This window comes from Kosakonia sp. 1610, assembly GCF_050435845.1.
Classification (GTDB): Bacteria; Pseudomonadota; Gammaproteobacteria; order Enterobacterales; family Enterobacteriaceae; genus Kosakonia; species Kosakonia cowanii.
The window spans coordinates 263,090-280,578 of record NZ_JBNDKZ010000001.1 but is presented as its reverse complement, the minus strand read 5'-3'; the positions used below and the strand labels follow the sequence as shown (position 1 = coordinate 280,578).

General features: G+C 59.5%; 14 protein-coding genes, 1 pseudogene and 1 riboswitch. Of the genes and pseudogenes, 10 read left to right on the top strand and 5 right to left on the bottom strand.

The features are described 5' to 3' along the window. The first annotated feature begins 37 nt into the window (after window positions 1-37). Together hydA and arcC are read left to right on the top strand one after the other, a co-directional pair. Window positions 38-1,459, top strand: a complete 1,422-nt coding sequence (hydA, locus tag ABIC80_RS01325) for a dihydropyrimidinase (protein WP_200133391.1) — start codon at window positions 38-40, stop codon at window positions 1,457-1,459. Further along, window positions 1,456-2,388 carry a carbamate kinase gene (gene arcC, locus ABIC80_RS01320; RefSeq protein ID WP_429175110.1) on the top strand — a complete coding sequence of 311 codons (933 nt, stop codon included), beginning with the start codon at window positions 1,456-1,458 and terminating at the stop codon, window positions 2,386-2,388. The genes hydA and arcC overlap by 4 nt, the downstream gene beginning before the upstream one ends. Window positions 2,389-2,437: 49 nt before the next feature. On the opposite strand, the pseudogene ABIC80_RS01315 reads toward arcC, so the two are convergent. Then, window positions 2,438-3,241 (bottom strand): annotated as a pseudogene (locus tag ABIC80_RS01315) (XdhC family protein); the annotation flags it as partial. A gap of 412 nt (window positions 3,242-3,653) precedes the next feature. Here ABIC80_RS01315 and ygfK point away from each other — a divergent pair. From ygfK to ABIC80_RS01300, 3 genes are all read left to right on the top strand, one after another. After that, a complete protein-coding gene (gene ygfK, locus ABIC80_RS01310) occupies window positions 3,654-6,758 on the top strand; it encodes a putative selenate reductase subunit YgfK (protein WP_429175107.1) in 3,105 nt (1,034 codons plus the stop codon). Next, window positions 6,755-8,089: a putative aminohydrolase SsnA gene (gene ssnA / locus ABIC80_RS01305; RefSeq protein ID WP_429175104.1), complete on the top strand. Its 1,335-nt coding sequence runs from the start codon at window positions 6,755-6,757 to the stop codon at window positions 8,087-8,089. Before ygfK ends, ssnA begins: the two co-directional genes overlap by 4 nt. A 93-nt stretch (window positions 8,090-8,182) precedes the next feature. Further along, window positions 8,183-9,628 (top strand): nucleobase:cation symporter-2 family protein, encoded by a 1,446-nt coding sequence (locus tag ABIC80_RS01300; protein WP_429175101.1) that lies wholly within the window; start codon window positions 8,183-8,185, stop codon window positions 9,626-9,628. 23 nt (window positions 9,629-9,651) lie between these two features. On the opposite strand, the gene ABIC80_RS01295 is transcribed toward ABIC80_RS01300, so the two are convergent. Beyond that, entirely contained in the window at window positions 9,652-11,103 is a 1,452-nt protein-coding gene (locus tag ABIC80_RS01295) for an MFS transporter (protein WP_429175099.1), read from the bottom strand. A 103-nt stretch (window positions 11,104-11,206) separates the two neighbouring features. Here ABIC80_RS01295 and ABIC80_RS01290 point away from each other — a divergent pair, with 103 nt between their 5' ends. Next, window positions 11,207-12,001 carry a helix-turn-helix transcriptional regulator gene (locus ABIC80_RS01290; RefSeq protein ID WP_429175096.1) on the top strand — a complete coding sequence of 265 codons (795 nt, stop codon included), beginning with the start codon at window positions 11,207-11,209 and terminating at the stop codon, window positions 11,999-12,001. A gap of 18 nt (window positions 12,002-12,019) precedes the next feature. Here ABIC80_RS01290 and ABIC80_RS01285 read toward each other — a convergent pair whose 3' ends face one another. Further along, entirely contained in the window at window positions 12,020-12,793 is a 774-nt protein-coding gene (locus tag ABIC80_RS01285) for an AraC family transcriptional regulator (protein WP_429175093.1), read from the bottom strand. 70 nt (window positions 12,794-12,863) lie between these two features. Here ABIC80_RS01285 and ABIC80_RS01280 point away from each other — a divergent pair, with 70 nt between their 5' ends. After that, window positions 12,864-13,601, top strand: coding sequence for a glutamine amidotransferase-related protein (locus ABIC80_RS01280; protein WP_429175090.1), 738 nt, complete (start codon window positions 12,864-12,866; stop codon window positions 13,599-13,601). On the opposite strand, the gene ABIC80_RS01275 is transcribed toward ABIC80_RS01280, so the two are convergent. After that, entirely contained in the window at window positions 13,558-14,304 is a 747-nt protein-coding gene (locus ABIC80_RS01275) for a helix-turn-helix transcriptional regulator (RefSeq protein WP_042716256.1), read from the bottom strand. The two genes, ABIC80_RS01280 and ABIC80_RS01275, sit on opposite strands and share 44 nt — an antisense overlap. 60 nt (window positions 14,305-14,364) lie before the next feature. Between ABIC80_RS01275 and ABIC80_RS01270 the strand changes: the two genes are divergently transcribed. The 3 genes from ABIC80_RS01270 (at window position 14,365) to yajD (ending at window position 16,532) form a co-directional block, all read left to right on the top strand. Further along, a complete protein-coding gene (locus ABIC80_RS01270; RefSeq protein ID WP_429175088.1) occupies window positions 14,365-14,727 on the top strand; it encodes a VOC family protein in 363 nt (120 codons plus the stop codon). A 113-nt stretch (window positions 14,728-14,840) separates the two neighbouring features. Beyond that, window positions 14,841-16,019, top strand: coding sequence for an alpha/beta hydrolase-fold protein (locus ABIC80_RS01265; protein WP_429175086.1), 1,179 nt, complete (start codon window positions 14,841-14,843; stop codon window positions 16,017-16,019). Between the two features lie 165 nt (window positions 16,020-16,184). Continuing rightward, complete coding sequence (gene yajD / locus ABIC80_RS01260) at window positions 16,185-16,532, top strand: HNH nuclease YajD (RefSeq protein ID WP_023479696.1); 348 nt, start codon at window positions 16,185-16,187, stop codon at window positions 16,530-16,532. Between the two features lie 125 nt (window positions 16,533-16,657). On the opposite strand, the gene cspE is transcribed toward yajD, so the two are convergent. After that, window positions 16,658-16,870 (bottom strand): transcription antiterminator/RNA stability regulator CspE, encoded by a 213-nt coding sequence (gene cspE, locus ABIC80_RS01255; RefSeq protein WP_042716246.1) that lies wholly within the window; start codon window positions 16,868-16,870, stop codon window positions 16,658-16,660. A 426-nt stretch (window positions 16,871-17,296) separates the two neighbouring features. Further along, window positions 17,297-17,475, top strand: a riboswitch (M-box (ykoK) riboswitch). Window positions 17,476-17,489 lie beyond the last annotated feature (14 nt).

The window sequence follows — 17,489 nt, the reverse complement described above, 5'->3', positions numbered from 1 at the left end:
GCCCGCTTGATTTGGCGGCGGGCGTTCTGGAGTCTCTATGCGCGTACTGATTAAAAATGGCCTTATCGTCAACGCTGACAAGAGAGCCTGCGCGGATCTGCTTATCGATGCCGGGCGGGTTAAGCAGATTACCAGCACGATTGAGGCCGATGCCTCCTGCAAGGTGATTGATGCTGCGGGCTGTTATGTGATGCCCGGCGGCGTCGATGTTCATACCCATTTCAACATTGATACCGGGCTTGCCCGCAGCTGCGACGACTTCTTTACCGGCACCCGCGCGGCGGCCTGCGGCGGCACCACCACGGTGGTCGATCATATGGGCTTTGGCCCGCCCGGCTGCCATCTGCGCCACCAGCTCGGCGTTTACCATAACTATGCCGCCTATAAAGCAGTGATCGACTACAGCTTTCACGGCGTGATCCAGCATGTGAACCACGGCATTCTGGATGAGATCCCGATGATGGTGGAGAGCGGCATCAGCAGTTTTAAGCTCTATCTCACTTATCAGTACAAGCTGAACGATGATGAGATTTTGCAGGCGATGCGCCATCTGCATCTGGCGGGCGCGCTGACCACCGTCCACCCGGAGAACGATGCCGCCATCGCCCAGCGCCGCGCGGCATTTCTTAATGCCGGGAAAACCGCGCCGCGCTATCACGCCCTGAGCCGCCCGCCTGAGTGCGAAGCCGAGGCGATCGCCAGAGTGATTAATCTCGCGCGGCTGGCTGGCGATGCGCCGCTCTATATCGTGCACCTCTCCAATCAGCTGGGGCTGGAGTACCTGCGTCTGGCCCGCGCGCAGCAGCAGCCGGTATGGGTGGAGACCTGCCCGCAGTATCTGCTGCTCGACGAGCGCTGCTACGAACGCCAGGACGCGCTGAAGTATCTGCTCAGCCCGCCGCTGCGTAATGCCCGCCACAATGATGCGCTGTGGGGCGGCATTGCCGATGGCGCGATCGATACCGTCGCCACCGATCACTGCGCCTTTTCGCTGACTCAGCGCCAGACCCTCTCCGGCGGCGATTTCAGCCGCTGCCCGAACGGGCTACCAGGGGTGGAAAATCGCCTGCTGCTGCTCTTCTCCTATGGGGTGATGACCGGGCGTATTTCGCCCGAGCGCTTTGTGGCGCTCACCAGCGCCAACCCGGCCAAACTGTTCGGCATGTGGCCGCAAAAAGGGCTATTGGCCCCCGGCGCGGATGGCGATGTGGTGATTATCGATCCGCAACGCACCACCACTATTCGCCACGACCGGCTGCATGACAATGCGGACTATTCGCCGTGGGAGGGGTTTATCTGCCAGGGGGCGATCCGCCAGACCCTGTCGCGCGGGCGGGTGATCTTCGATAACGGCGTCTTTACCGGCGTTGCCGGTCAGGGGCGCTTTTTACGCCGCCAACCCTTTCAGCCGCTTACGCTGCCGTCAGCGGAACCGTTGCTACAAGAGAGTGTGCTATGAAGAAAAAGATTGTTCTCGCCCTCGGCGGAAATGCGCTCGGGTGCGATCTCGCCGGACAGATGCAGGCGCTACAGCAGACCGCACAGACTATCGCCGAGCTGGTCGCCCTGGGGCACCAGGTGGTGATCACCCACGGTAACGGCCCGCAGGTGGGCATGATCACCCTCGCCTTCGAGGCCGCCGCCAGAACCGAGGCGCACACGCCGATGCTGCCGATGTCGGTCTGCGTTGCCCTGAGCCAGGGCTATATTGGCTACGATCTGCAAAATACCCTGCGTGAAGCTCTGCTCGCCCGTAACCTCGATATTCCCGTCGCCACGGTGATAACCCAGGTGGAAGTGGCGGCGGGCGATGCCGCCTTCAGCCAGCCGGACAAACCGATTGGCTCCTTCTTTTCAGCAGCTGAAGCGCAGGCGCTTATCCGCCAGGGCTACACCATGAAGGAGGATGCCGGGCGCGGCTACCGGCGGGTTGTCGCCTCGCCAAAACCTGTCGATATCATTGAAAAAGAGACGGTAAAAGCGCTGATGGCCGCCGATCAGGTGGTGATCACCTGCGGCGGCGGCGGTATTCCGGTGGTACGTGAGGGGCAGCATCTGCGCGGCGTCAGTGCGGTGATCGATAAAGACTGGGCCAGCGCCACGCTCGCCGACACGATCGATGCCGATATGTTGATCATTCTCACCGCCGTGGAGAAAGTGGCGCTGCACTTCGGCAAGGCCAACCAGCAGTTGCTCGATACGCTCTCCGTCAGGGATGCGGAGCGTTTTATCACCGAAGGGCACTTCGCCGCGGGTTCAATGCTGCCGAAGGTGGAGGCCGCCCTCGCCTTTGCCCGCTCGCGGCCTGGCCGCCAGGCGCTGATCACCGGGCTACGCCAGGCAAAAGCGGGCATTGAGGGGAAAACCGGTACGCTGATTAGCCAGTAACCAGCGGTCGGGCCTGAGCCGATCAGCTGACCGCGATGGGCGTTTCGCTCTGTTGGTGTGCGGGCATGTTGAGGCCGAGCAGCCCGCCCGCCGCGCGGTTTTTCACCTGCAGGATCTCCGCCAGTATGCTGATGGCGATCTCCTGCGGCGTCTCGGCGCCAATGTCATACCCTACCGGCGCGCGCAGGCGGGCAAGCGCGCTGTCGCTGACGCCCGTATCGCGCAGCTGGCGCAGAAAGGATTGCACCTTACGCCGACTCGACAGCAGCCCAAGCCACGCCACCGGCTGGTCAATCAGCAGCTCCAGCGCCTCACGATCCTGGTTATGGGTGGCGATCAGCACGTAGTCCTGCGGCTGAATCGCGAGGTTGTCGATCACCTCGACAAAGTTTTGCCCATACACCAGCCGAATGGAGGGGAGGAAGGCATCAGAGGTGAGGCTCTGTAGATAGGTGTCGCCAACGGCGATATCAAACCCGAGCGGCACCGCCGCGTGCGCCATCGCGCGGTTAACATGGCCTGCGCCAACCAGCACCAGCCGGGGGCGCAGGCCATGCACGCTGATATGCACCGTCATTGCGCCGCCGCAGTCCGCGCCGACCGCATTCTGCCCGCTGCGCGCCATACGGCCATGAAAAACGCGGGCGGTTTTCTCCCGCAGCGCCTCCAGCGCCTCGTTAATAACGTGGCGTTCAATCACGCCGCCGCCGATGGTGCCGATGATCGTGCCGTCATCGCGAATCAACATCTGCGCAGTGTGCCGGGGGGCTGACCCACGGCTGTCAATAATCTGCGCCAGGGCAAAAGGCCGGTTCTGCTCTTCAAGTTTTGCTGCTTCTGCAAAAATCGTCATAACATCCTCAAGGTTATTTAGTCCGCGCGTGGCACGCTTTTTCATCTTTGAGTAATGCAATATTTATACTCGTCTGCCGTTTTATTTTTTAAAGCGTGAGCCGCGTCGTAAACGAACCTGATATTTGCCTGAAGATTAATCAGTAATAACCACGCTAATACGTAGCGGCAGGCGGGAAATTATCACTCTGATAGTTTCTTTGCGCTTTTTGAGAAAATGAAAATCACGCCTGCCTGATAACCGCTTAAGTGAACACCCGCAACCGGCATAACTTTAGAGACATCTCACACTTTCACGCTCTTTCAACCACTTAAACCAGGAGTGGTGTGATTGTTGCTTTCTCTCCCCTCGCCGCTGCGATGAAAAATAGTGCGGCAATGTCGTTTATCTGAATAAGCCAGAGGAGAGGGTTATGGGAGATATTATGCGCCCCGTGCCGTTTGAGGCGCTGCTGACGCGTATTTTTGCGGAGTATCAGAGCCAGCGGTCAATATTTGGCATTCCCGAACAGCAATTCTATTCAACCGATCGTTCGCGGCCCATTACGGTATTTGGCGAATCCTGCGCCACCCCGCTTGGCCCCGCCGCCGGACCGCATACGCAGCTGGCGCAAAATATTATTACCGCCTGGCTGACGGGTGGGCGTTTTATCGAATTAAAAACCGTGCAGATCCTCGATCGCCTTGAGATTGAAAAACCCTGTATTGATGCCGCAGATGCCGGGTTTAATACCGAGTGGTCGACGGAGTTCACCCTGGCAAAGGCCTGGGATGAGTACCTGAAAGCCTGGTTTGTGCTGCATCTGCTCGATGCGGTGTTCCCGCAGACGCCGAGAACAGAAGAGAAATCGTTTATTTTCAATATGAGCGTCGGCTACAACCTTGAGGGGATCAAGCAGCCGCCGATGCAGACCTTTATCGCCCGCATGATGGACGCCTCAGCGGAGCCGAAATTTCACCTCTATCGCACCACTCTGCATCACTGCCTGAATAACGCCGACTTCCTCGCCCGCCTGCCAAATCATGCCCGCTCGGCCAGGCTGCAATCGCTCTCTGAGCGCATTCCCGCCACGCTGGTGCAGGGGGTGACGCTCTCTACCATGCACGGCTGCCCGCCGAATGAGATTGAAGCCATCTGCCGCTATATGCTGGTGGAGAAGCGGCTCAACACCTTCGTCAAACTCAACCCGACCCTGCTGGGCTACGGACGCGTACGCGAGATCCTCGACCGCTGCGGCTTTGAGGAGATTGTGCTTAATGAGGAGTCCTTCGCCCACGACTTACAGTTTGCCCCGGCGGTGGCGATGCTGACCCGGCTGATGGCGCTGGCGGCCGGGCAGCAGCGCAGCTTCGGCGTCAAGATGACCAACACCCTCGGCACGGTCAATACCCGTGGCGTGTTGCCGGGCGGCGAGATGTATATGTCCGGGCGCGCCCTCTTCCCGCTGGCCATCAATGTTGCCGCCCGGCTGTCGCGCGCCTTCGACGGCAAGCTGCCGATCTCCTACTCCGGCGGTGCCAGTCAGCTCACCATTCGCGACATCTTCGAGACCGGCATTCGCCCGATTACGCTGGCAACGGATCTGCTGAAACCGGGCGGCTATCTGCGCCTCACCGCCTGCCTGCGCGAGCTGGAGCAGGCGCAGGGCTGGGAGATGACCGCTATTGATGTCGCGCGCCTCGACGCGCTGGCCGAGCGCGCCATCACCATGGCGTACACGCAGAAAGGGTGGAAGCCGGACGATCGCATTGAGGTCGCCAGCCCGCTGCCCGCCACCGACTGCTATGTTGCGCCGTGCGTCAGCGCCTGCGCCATCAAACAGGATATCCCGGAGTATATTCGCCTGCTTGGCGAGGGCCGCTACGCCGATGCGCTGGCGTTGATTTACCAGCGCAATGCGCTCCCGGCGATGACGGGTCATATCTGCGATCACCAGTGTCAGTACAACTGCACGCGGCTGGATTATGAGAGCGCGGTAAATATTCGTGAGCTGAAGAAGGTGGCGCTGGAAAAGGGGTGGGAAGCGTATCAACGCCGCTGGCATAAACCGGCAGGCTCCGGTTCACGCCATCCGGTAGCGGTGATCGGTGCCGGGCCTGCCGGGCTGGCGGCCGGCTACTTTCTCGCCCGCGCCGGGCATCCGGTGACGCTGTTTGAGCGCGAAGCGAGCGCCGGTGGCGTGGTGAAAAATATCATTCCGCCATTTCGTATACCGCCGGAGCTGATTGAGCACGATATTGATTTCGTGGTGCAGCACGGCGTGAAGATCGTTTACGGCTGCGACCCACACCTGACCGTTGCGCAGCTGCGAAAGCAGGGTTTTCACTATGTGCTGGTAGCGACCGGCGCGGATCAGAGCCGCGCGGTGGCGCTGGGTGGCGATAACCCGAATATTCACGCCTCGCTGGCGTTTCTGCGCGCCTTTCATCGCGGCGAGCCTTTGCAGCCGGGTAAACATGTGGCGATTATCGGCGCGGGCAACACGGCGATGGATTGCGCCCGCGCGGCGCTGCGCATACCGGGCGTTGAGCGTGCCACCGTGGTTTACCGCCGTTCGCGCAAAGAGATGCCCGCCTGGCGCGAAGAGTATGAAGAGGCGCGCCGTGCAGGGGTGGAGTTTGCGTGGCTGAGCAACCCGGAGCAGTTTGCGCCAGACGGCACGCTGACCCTGCGCGTGATGCAGCTCGGTGAGGCTGATGCCGCAGGGCGACGCCAGCCGCTGGCCACAGACAAAACGCGCACCATGCAGGTCGATAGCGTGATTACCGCCATCGGCGAGCAGCAGAATAACGCGGCGCTGGCGGCATTCGGCCTGCCTGTTGATGAACAGGGCCGCGTGGCGGTCAATGCCGAGGGTGAAACGCGCCTCACCAACGTCTTTTTAATTGGCGATGTGCAACGTGGTCCGGCGTCGATTGTCGCTGCCATCGGCAATGCCCGGCGGGCAGCGGAGGCGATCCTCGCACGTGAAAGTCTCGCCAGCCATCAACAGAGCAAATACTGGAGCAATGTCGATCCAGCGGAGATTTATCAGCGCAAAGGCGACATCGCCCTGGCGCAGGCGGATAAGGCGGATCGGGAAAGTTTTGTCGCCCAGGAGGCGAACCGTTGCCTGGCCTGTAGCTACATTTGCAGCAAATGCGTCGATGTCTGCCCGAACCGGGCGAATATCTCGCTGCCGATCCCCGGCTTCAACAACCGTTTCCAGACCCTGCATCTGGATGCCTGGTGCAACGAGTGCGGCAACTGCGCGCAGTTCTGCCCGTGGCAGGGCAAGCCCTATCAGGACAAAGTGACCCTCTTCAGCCTCGAAGAGGATTTTCTCAACAGCCACAACCCCGGCTTTTTCATCGACAACCAGCGCGTCTCTATCCGCCAGCATAACCAGCAGTGGCAGCTGGATATCGATGCGGATGGCCATTTCGGCCATGTGCCACCGCAGCTGGAGGCGATGTGCCGCATTATCGGCCACGTCCATGAGCACTATCACTATCTGCTTAGCGAGGTAGAACAATGAGTCTCACCATCCTGAAAAATGCCACCGCCGCGCAGCTCTTCCCGGCGAAAGTGTGGCAACAGGTCGATATCGCGATTAAAGATGACCTGATCCTCGCGGTCGATAGCGGGCTGGAGCAGCGCTATATGGGCGCGCAGGTGATTGAAATGCAGGGTCGGCTGGTGATGCCCGGCCTGGTCTGCGCCCATAACCACTTCTACTCCGGTTTATCGCGTGGGATTCAGGCGAAAATCGCCCCCAGCCCCGATTTTATCTCGACGCTGAAAAACCTCTGGTGGCGGCTCGACCGGGCCATCGACGCCGAGTCGCTCTACTACAGCGCGCTTATCTGTGCGCTGGAAGCGGTGCGCAGCGGCTGCACGGCAGTGATTGATCATCACGCTTCGCCGGGGTATATCGCCGGTTCGCTCAGCCAGCTGCGCCGCGCTTTTCTCACCGTCGGGCTGCGCGGTATGACCTGCTTTGAGACCACCGACCGCAACGAGGGGCTGCGCGAGGTATGTAAAGGCGTGGAGGAGAATATCCGCTTTGCCAAAGAGATCGACGCCGCACGGCAAAAAGAGCAGGAACCTTATCTGGTCGAGGCCTGTATTGGCGCGCATGCGCCCTTTACCGTGCCGCACGAAGGGTTGGTGATGCTCAGTGAGGCGCGAAAAGCGACCGGGCGCGGGCTGCATATTCATGTCGCCGAGGATCGCTATGATGTCGCCCATAGCCATCACCACTATGGAAAAGATCCGCTGGAGCGGCTGGCTGAGTATGACCTGCTTGATGACAAAACCCTTGTCGCCCACGGGCTCTATCTCTCCGACATCGATATCTCGCTGCTCAATGCCCATGACGGTTTTCTGATTCATAACGTCCGTTCAAACATGAATAACCACGTCGGCTATAACCACCGGCTGGCGCAGTTCCGCCACCTTGCCCTCGGCACTGACGGCATCGGCTCCGATATGTTTGAAGAGCTAAAGTTCGCCTTCTTCAAGCACCGCGATGCGGGCGGCGCGCTGTGGCCCGACAGCTTCGCCCGTGCGCTCTATAACGGCAACGAGGTGCTGAACCGCAACTTCAACGCCCGCTTTGGCCGTATCGAAGCGGGGTATAAAGCGGATTTGACCATCTGCGACTATCTGCCGCCGACGCCGCTGGTTGATGCGAATGTCGCCGGGCATCTGGCGTTTGGCCTCAGTTCCAACAGCGTGCACAGCGTGATGGTGAACGGCAGGATGATTTACCAGGATCGCCGCTTTACCCTCGATTGCGCGCCGCTGTTTGCCGAGGCGCAGGCGGTGGCAAAACGGCTATGGGCAAGGATGGATGCCCTGAACTGACCCCGCCTGCCCGCCCGTTGGTGCAAGCCGGGCGGGCAGGCGCTACACGGTAGGGTTGAGTGGTTTGCCCGATCCGCACAGGAGAGAGAACTCATGAAAGAGAGTGCTATGGCGGCATCGACCGCGTCCGTTGATGAGGTTCTGCCCGTTACGCAGATGTTTTTTTATGGCCTGCAACATGTGCTGGTGATGTATGCCGGTGCGGTGGCGGTGCCGCTAGTGGTGGGCAACGCGGTCGGGCTGCCGGCAGAACAGATTATTTTGCTCATCAGCGCCGATCTGTTTATTTGCGGCGGCGCAACGCTGATGCAGTCGCTGGGGGTGACGCAGTGGCTTGGCTGTCGGCTGCCGCTGATCCAGGGCTGCACCTTCGCAGCACTAATCCCAATGGTGCTGATTGGGAAGGAGTATGGCCTCGGCGGCATCTCCGGGGCGGTGATTATCTCGGGGATCTTTATCCTCTGCTGCGCGCCGTGGATCAGTAAGCTGATCCGCTTTTTTCCCAGAGTGGTGATGGGCAGTATCGTCACGCTTATCGGCCTGTCGATTCTGCCCGTCGCCGGTGGCTGGGTCGGCGGCGGCGCAAGCGATATGCACGGCTTTGGCGACCTGATTTCACTCCTGATGGCTGCCGTGACGCTGGTGGTGATCCTCAATATCTACACCTTCGCCTCCGGGGTGATTAAAAACACCTCGGTGCTGATTGGGCTGGTGGTCGGCACGCTGCTGTGGAGCGTATTTAAACCGCTCGATTTTCAGCTGGTTCAGGCGACGCCCTGGCTGCATCTGCCGCAGGCGTTGCCGTTTGCGAAACCGGAGTTTCACCTGCTGCCCGTCGCCCTGCTGTCGATGGTGATGGTAGTAGTCATGGTGGAAACGATGTCGTCGATGATGGCGACCGGCGATATTGTCGGCAAAAACGTCGATGCACGGATGCTGCGTAACGGCCTTAACACCTGCGGGCTGGCAACCATGATCTGCGGGTTATTCAACCTCTTCCCCTATGCCGCCTTTGCGCAAAACGTCGGGCTTATCGGCCTCACCGGCGTGCGCAGCCGTTTTGTCGTTGCCATGTCGGGAGTGATTTTGATGCTGATGGGGCTGTTTGCCAAACTGGCGGCGCTGGTGGTGTTAATCCCCAAACCGGTGCTGGGCGGCGCGGGGATTGTGATGTTCGGCATGGTTGCCGTCTCGGGCATTCGTACCCTCGGGCAGGTCGATTATCGCAACAACAATAACGGTATGGTGGTGGCGCTGACGCTCGGGCTGGGGATGATGCCGGTGCTGGTGCCGACGCTGTTTACCCAGTTTCCACCAACGGTGCAGCTGTTTCTGCACAGCGGCATCACCATCGGCACGCTGACGGCGATCGTCGCCAATCTGACCCTCAACGGCAGTGCGCCGTTTAAATTCTCTCACCACGCTCCTTCGCCCGATCCGGTGCCGCCCAGCGCCGCCGCGCGCAATGTGGCGGTGCGCACCGTCAGAATGTGGCTGCTGCTGCGTAAAGTGCAAAAAGAGCGGCAGGAGAAAGCGTGATGCACTCGCCCCGGCGGGCTGCCCTACGCGGCCCGCCGCTGCGTGCCCAGGGCCAGTAACAGCAGGCAGATCGCCACCGAGACGGCCAGATTACAGAGCATGCCCGCGACAAACGCCGACGCATACTGCCCCGCCTGCGCAACTGGCCCGGCATTGCTCAGGGCAGCATTGAACAGCATCGCCACTACCGCCACGCCCAGCGCGGCACCGACCTGCTGGACGGTGGAGATGATGCCGGATGCCATGCCGGATTGCGCTTCGTCAACGTAGCCGAGCACCAGATTGAGCAGCGGCGTCATGATCGCCCCCTGCCCGGCGCCAACAATCATCAGCACCGGGATCAGGGTAACGGGGTTCAGCTGCGCCCCCGCCATCGCCACCTGGGCAATCAGCGCGGCGATAAACAGCGCGTAGATCAGCGCCCCGCCGATAATCGCCCGGATCCCCCAGCGCGCCACCAGCCCCGGTGCGGTGAGTGATGCCAGCACAAAGCCGACGCTACAGGGTGCAAAAATCAGCCCCGCCTGTAACGGGTCCAGCCCAAACCCGTTTTGCACCAGCAGGGCAAAGCAGAGAAAGAAGGAGCTGGAGGTGGAGTAGACCAGCAACACCAGCATTACGCCGAGCGCGACATGGCGTTGCGCCAGCAGGCGCATATCCACCAGCGGCCATAAGCCTGCAATCCGACGCTGCTCCTGCTGGCGATAAAAGAGCACCAGCATCACTGCTGCCGCGCCTGCTGACCATAACGTCCACGCGGGCCAGCCCTGGGTTGGCCCCTCGATCAACGGCACCAGTAACAGTGCGAGCGCGGTGCTAATTAGCAGCACGCCGCGCCCGTCGAGCAGCGGTTTTTGCGGCGCGAAAGATTCGGGAATCGCGCGAGCCGCAACGATGGCAATCACGCCAACCGGGATATTAATCAGAAAGATAGTGCGCCAGCCCAGGCCAAAGAGATCGGCGTGGATCAATGCTCCTCCCAACACTTGCCCGGCAATGGCTGCCAGGCCGAGGGTCATGCCGAGCAGGCCAAACGCGCGGCGTCGGTCGTTACCGTCAAAGTTAACGCGAATCGAGGCGTAGACCTGCGGGAAGAGCAACGCCGCTGCGAGCCCCTGCAACACGCGGGCGGCGATCAGCGTCTCGCTGCCTGGTGCCAGGCCACAAAGTGCCGAGGCGAGGGTAAAGCCCGCCATACCGAAGACAAAGAGGCGACGGCGACCAAAGCGATCGCCGAGCCGCCCGCCGGTGATCAGCAGCACGCCGAAGGCCAACTCGTAGCCTGCGACGATAAAGCTGATTTGCGCGAAGCTGGCACCCAGCCCGCTCTGCATACTCGGGATGGCGACGTTCACCACAAAGAGATCGAAAATGGTGACAAAGCCTGCCAGCAGCAGCACGGCTAAGCCTGCCCACGGCGGCGCGGCGGCGGGAGTGCGATCGCAGGGGATCGCAGCACAAGAAGAGGATTTCATAACGCATTTCCATTATCAGCGGAGTGTGCGACGATTCTCCCTGCTTCATTAAGCCGTTACAATTTAACCATTTATACTATTACTTTTAGCAACGAGAGCCGAGATGCGAACTCTGGAACGAACCCGCCCCGATCTGGCAGCCTTTTTACGCGCGCACCGCCAGCGCCTGTCGCCCGCCGATGTCGGCCTGCCGAGCGGCAACCGACGCCGCACGCCGGGGCTGCGTCGCGAAGAGGTGGCGGCGCTGGCCGGTGTCGGTTTAACCTGGTACACCTGGCTTGAACAGGGGCGCGATATTGGCGTCTCGGCGCAGTTTCTCGACAACCTCGCGCGGGTGCTGAAACTCGATGCGGCCGAGCGCCGTCATCTCTTTATGCTCACCCACGCGCGCCCACCGGCCGAACCGGGCAAAACCTGGTGCGTACTGCCGCCGCTGGTGCGCCGCCTGATGCACGATCTCCCCCACCCCACCTTTGTGCTCAACCTGCGCTGGGATGTGCTGGGCTTTAACGCCCCGGCGGATAGGCTTTTCGGCTTCAGTCGCCACGCGCCCGAGCGGCGTAACCTGCTCTGGCTACTGTTCACCGATCCACTGCTGCAGGAGCGTTTTGTCGCCTGGCATCAGCAGGCTCCGCTGATGCTGTCGAGCTTTCGCCGCGACTTCGCCCGCGCCAGCCAGAGCACCGATATTGTCGAACTGGTAGAGGAGCTTGAGCGCGTGTCGCCTGAGTTCAGCGGCTGGTGGCGGCAGCATGATGTACATGCTCCGTGCAACGGTGTGCGCCATTTTTGGCTTGATGAAAGATCCGTGCCGTTCGAGCACACCACGCTGATTATCGACGAAGATCGCCACCTAAGGCTGGTGGTCTATGCCCAACTACAGCAAGAAGCCGGGTAGAGAGTAACAGGAAGCAGGTCAGGGCAAAAACTCGTGCGGCGTCGCGCCAAGAATCGCCCGGAAGGCCGCGGTAAAAGCGGCGGGACAGGAAAAGCCGAGCTGGTAAGCGACCTGCTTCACCGGAATGCCGTTAGAGAGCAGATCCAGCGAAGCGCAGATGCGTGCCCGCTGTTTCCAGCTTCTGAAGCTAAAACCGGTGTCGCGGATAAACTGGCGCGAAAAGGTGCGTTCCGACATCGCTGCAATATGCGCCAGCTCGCTTAGCGACGCGTCCCAGCGCTGACCGATCAGTAATTCATTGGCGGCGCGGGCGAGGCGTTCGTCCTGCGGCAGAGGAAGCTCAGCGGCAAGGTGTTCTGTTTCGCTGAGGATTTCCAGCAACAGCAGCGCCATTCTCCGCTGGCTTGGCGCTTTATACTCATGGCTGAACAGCCCCGCAATCAGCTCTTTCACCAGTGGCGTCGCGCCAATCACATGCACCAGTTCGCTCTTGGTGAAGTTGCTGCATTCCGCAATCAGCGAGCGGCTGAAGTAGAGGGTGCGCAGGTCAGTCTGCGAGAGCAGCGTATAGCTATGCTCCTGTAACGGCGGCAGCCATAATGCGCGCTGCGGCGGGATCACCCAGCGGCGCTCGCCGGTCTCTACCAGTAACACGCCGCGGGTGGCAAACAGCAACTGCCCTTCCAGATGGTAATGGGGCGGATCGACCTCGCCGCGTCGATAACCTCTGGCAAGGTTTGACCAGCCAATGGCGTCGTCATGTCTTGGCGCTTTATCTATGCTGTTTGGCATTTGAGATTCAAAACCTGCATTTATGATTGGCCGGGTTATATCACCCCATCGCAATCTGGAGCAAACATCAATGCGGGTTCATTTTATCGTTCATGAAAGTTTTGAAGCGCCCGGCGCCTATGAAAGCTGGGCGCAGCAGCGCGGTTACCCGGTTAGCTACTCCCGCGTCTATGCGGGCGATGCGCTTCCGGCCACGGCTGACGCCTTTGACCTGCTCATTGTTATGGGCGGCCCTCAGGATCCGCATACCACGCAGGCGGAGTGTCCCCATTTTGATGCCCGTGCCGAGCAGGCGCTTATTGCTGCGGCGATCGCGGGCGGAAAAGCGGTGATCGGCATCTGCCTGGGGTCACAATTAATTGGCGAGGCGCTGGGCTCTGCTTTCGCTCACAGCCCCGAGAAAGAGATCGGTAAATTCCCCATTACGCTCACGGCGGCGGGCAAAAATCACCCGCTGTTTGCCCATTTCCCTGAAACGCTGGCGGTCGGGCACTGGCATAACGATATGCCGGGCCTGACGGCAGACGCGCAGGTGCTCGCCTTCAGTGAAGGGTGCCCGCGCCAGATTGTCGCCTACAGCGATCGCGTGTTCGGCTTCCAGTGCCATATGGAGCTAACGCCAGAGGTGGTCGAGCAGCTTATCGCCCACTCCGAAGCGGATCTGAGCCGCGCCGCGCAGTTCCGTTTTGTTGAAACGGCTGACGCGCTGCGCGCCCATGATTACCGCGAGATGAACGATATTCTGTGCCAGTTTCTCGATAAGCTTACGGCGTACTATCAAGACGCAACGCAGGCGCTGCGCCACTGATCTCATCAAGCGTATCGCGGCCCGCCTCGCGCCACATACGCAGCAGGCGCTGGCGCGAATGGGGAGCGGCGCACGCAAGCTGCTGCACGCTCTCAATCTGCGCGACGGCGAAGTGGCGAAAATCGCCGCGGGTTTCGCACCATGCGGCGAGCAGCAGATCGCGGGATAAGTAGCCGAGGGCGAAAGGCCAGATCACGCGCTCGCTGGTGTTTCCCTGGCGGTCGGTATAGCGAATGCTCACTTTCAGCTGTCGCCGGATAGCGGCACGCAGCCCGGCAACGTGCTCGCTTTCCACCGCCGTTTCTGCCCTTCCCACCAGCAGCGTGGCGTGTTCAAACAGCGACTGCATCGGCGGCGGGATGCTCTGCATCACTTTGCCCGCCACCTCGTTGGCCGCCTTGCCAATCTCCGCATCGCCATAGGTCGCCACCCAGCGCAGGCCGAGCGCCAGCGCATCCAGCTGCTCCGGGGTAAACATCATTGGCGGCAGAAGATAGCCCGGCGCAAGCACATAACCGGTGCCCGCTTCGCCCTGAATATCCGCTCCCTGCGCGCGCAGCGAGGCGATATCGCGATAGAGCGTGCGCAGGCTGATGGACAGCTCCTCCGCCAGGCTTGCGCCGCTCACCGGATAGCGGTGGCGGGCAAGGATTTGCAAAAGCGCGAGCAATCTTCCGGCACGCGCTGGTCCTGATGCTGACATGTTTTGTCACTCCTCCCTGCGATAGTCACCTCCCCATTACCTTGAGGAGAGAAGTGCCCAATGATACCGAATTTATTCATCCTGTATGTTTCCGACCCACAGCGCAGCAGCGATTTTTACCAGACGCTGTTCCAGCAAACGCCCGATGTGGTGCTGCCCACTTGGGCGGCGTTCTCTTTTGCCAACGGGCTTAACCTCGGATTGTGGTCCACCCACGCCGCCGATTTTCTCTCCGGCGGCGAGGGCAACCGCATGGAAATGAGTTTTATGGTGCAGGATAGCGCGGCAGTTGATGCGCTTTACCAGCAGTGGCTGGCGCTGGGCGTTGAGATCGAGCAGCCGCCTGCGCAGGCGGTTTTCGGCCGGACCTTTGTCGCCCGCGATCCGGACGGCCACCGCATCCGGGTTTGCATTCCGGATTAAGCAGGCTGTTCGCAGCCCCGGGAGATGGTATTGTTTTTATCCCTTAGCGGATGGTTGCCGGGCTTATCGCCTGATGCCCGGTCAATCTCCTATAACGATAAAAAGGATCAACAATGCAACCAAACCTCGCCTGCCTGACACTCGCTATTTCCACCCTGCTCGGTGCCTCGACGCTGCCCGCGTTGGCTGCGCCGCTTCCGGTCACGCCGGATCAATCGGTGCCGGTCAGTCACTACATTACGCAGCTCAACGCCGATAAGAGCGTCACCTTTCGCCTTTTTGCACCGGGCGCAAAGCGGGTCTCGGTAGTCACCGGCTCCAGCCCGGACAGCTATGTCTCGCATGATATGCAAAAAGATGAGCGCGGCGTCTGGTCGTGGAAAAGCGAGGTGCTGACACCCAACCTCTATGAGTATTACTTCGATGTAGACGGCTTCCGCTCGGTCGATACCGGCAGCCGTTTCCAGAAACCGCAGCGCCAGGTAAACACCAGTTTGATTCTGGTGCCGGGCTCGATGCTTGACGATCGCGCGGTGGCGCATGGCGATTTGCGGACGGTTACCTACCACGCGAAAGCGCTGGGGGCCGAGCGCCGGATGTATGTCTGGACACCGCCGGGTTATGACGGCAAAGGCGAGCCGCTGCCAGTGCTCTATTTCTATCACGGCTTTGGCGATACCGGCCTGTCGGCGATTGACCAGGGTCGCCTGCCGCAAATCATGGATAACCTGCTGGCGGAGGGGAAAATCAAACCGATGCTGGTGGTAGTGCCGGATACGGAGACGGATATTGCCGGGGCGATCCCGGAGAACTTCCTGCCGAAAGAGCGGCGTAAGGAGTTCTATCCGTTGAATGCGCAGGCCGCTGACCGTGAACTGATGCAGGACATTATTCCGCTGGTTGATAGCCGCTTTAACGTGCGCAAAGATGCCGACGGGCGCGCGCTGGCGGGCTTATCGCAGGGCGGCTTCCAGGCGCTCTACTCCGGTATGCACCATCTTGAGCACTTTGGCTGGCTGGCGACCTTCAGCGGCGTGACCACCGCAACGGTGCCGGATAGCGGAATTACCCGCCAGCTTGATAACGCGCAGGCGGTGAATAAGCAGCTGCATAACTTCACCGTGGTGGTCGGCGAAAAAGACTCCGTTACCGGCAAGGATATCGCCGGGCTGAAAACGGAGCTGGAGAGCAAGGGCGTCCATTTTGACTACAAAATGTACCCGGGCCTCAATCATGAGATGGATGTCTGGCGCCCGGCCTACGCCGAGTTTGTGCAGAAAGTGTTTAAGTAACGGCAAGCGCCTTCTCATCCCCCGGGAAGGCGCTAATTTGCCCCTGCTGCTCGCCTGAGATTTTTGCTGTCGCGCGCTGGCGAAGAGAATAGGTTGAACTCGCAGGCCAGGCAGGCTAGCCTGCGTCAACAAATACCCTCTTCTAAAACACAGGTAATGTCGGTAATGGCTTTAATCCCTAAAAACTACGCGCGGCTGGAAAGCGGCTATCGTGAGAAAGCACTCAAAATCTATCCGTGGGTATGCGGGCGCTGCTCGCGGGAGTTTGTTTACTCAAACCTGCGTGAATTGACGGTTCATCATATCGATCACGATCACACCAATAACCCGGAAGATGGCAGCAACTGGGAGCTGTTGTGTCTGTTTTGCCACGATCATGAGCACTCGAAATACACCGAAGCGGATCAGTATGGCACTAACGTAATTGCGGGAGAGGATGCGCAAAAAGATGTGGGCGCGGCGACCTACAACCCGTTTGCGGATTTAAAGTCGATGCTGGGCAAGAAGAAGTAAGGTTGAGTAAAACGAAGGCATAAAAAAACCCGCACATGGCGGGTTTTTTTTCATTATCAGTTGCGCTTACTGCTCAGGCTATCGCCGTCATCGCGGTTGTAAGGCTTGCTGATAATCAGCACGGCTTACAGGGCAGTAACGTTGCCAGCTGCAGGGCCTTTAGCGCCGTTTTCGATGGTGAAGGAAACTTTCTGACCTTCATCCAGGGTTTTGTAGTTGTCGCTCTGGATTGCAGAGAAGTGTACGAATACATCTTTGCTGCCGTCGTCCGGAGTGATAAAGCCAAAACCTTTATCAGAGTTGAACCATTTTACTAAACCAGTCATTTTATTAGACATAGATAATTCCTTAATAGATGAGCCACTTAGCGCGGCGATAATGGCCTGTAATTAGAGAGTATCTTATTTGGCACTTAGGAGGAGGCTCACGAAGAAGGGTATCTTTGGATAACTCTTGAACTGAGGACTGCTTTACTAAAACTGCTTTCATAAGGTCTGTCTTCCAAACCGATGGCGCTATTAAGACACAGCAAATTTCTTTTGGCAACGTTTAAGTTTAATTATTTTAAACGCTTACACACCTGGACGGCTGCCTGCAGAAGCCGGAAGGCTTGAGTGGCGCGGCTTCAGCCGCTTAAGCCAAACGGCAAACTTTTTGTATTTATCGTCTCATTCAGGAACGTTTTTGCGAACTTAAACGCTCCCTCAATCATCTGCACGTTCACATTATCCCCCCTTAAATATAGGGGTATACTCCCGCCCGCAGTTCGATCTTGTTATGGCGAGGCTCCTGAGCAAAAACAAGTTACCGCCCTGATGGTGTCGAGAGAGACCACACAGGGAAATACAGGCATCCATCGAATCAAGGTGTTGCCAAGGTAACTTCCGGCGTGTTTATCGCGGATACGTTGCTCAGTGCTAAAACCGGGACGTAGGGATCTTCTTCTATATCTTCCTG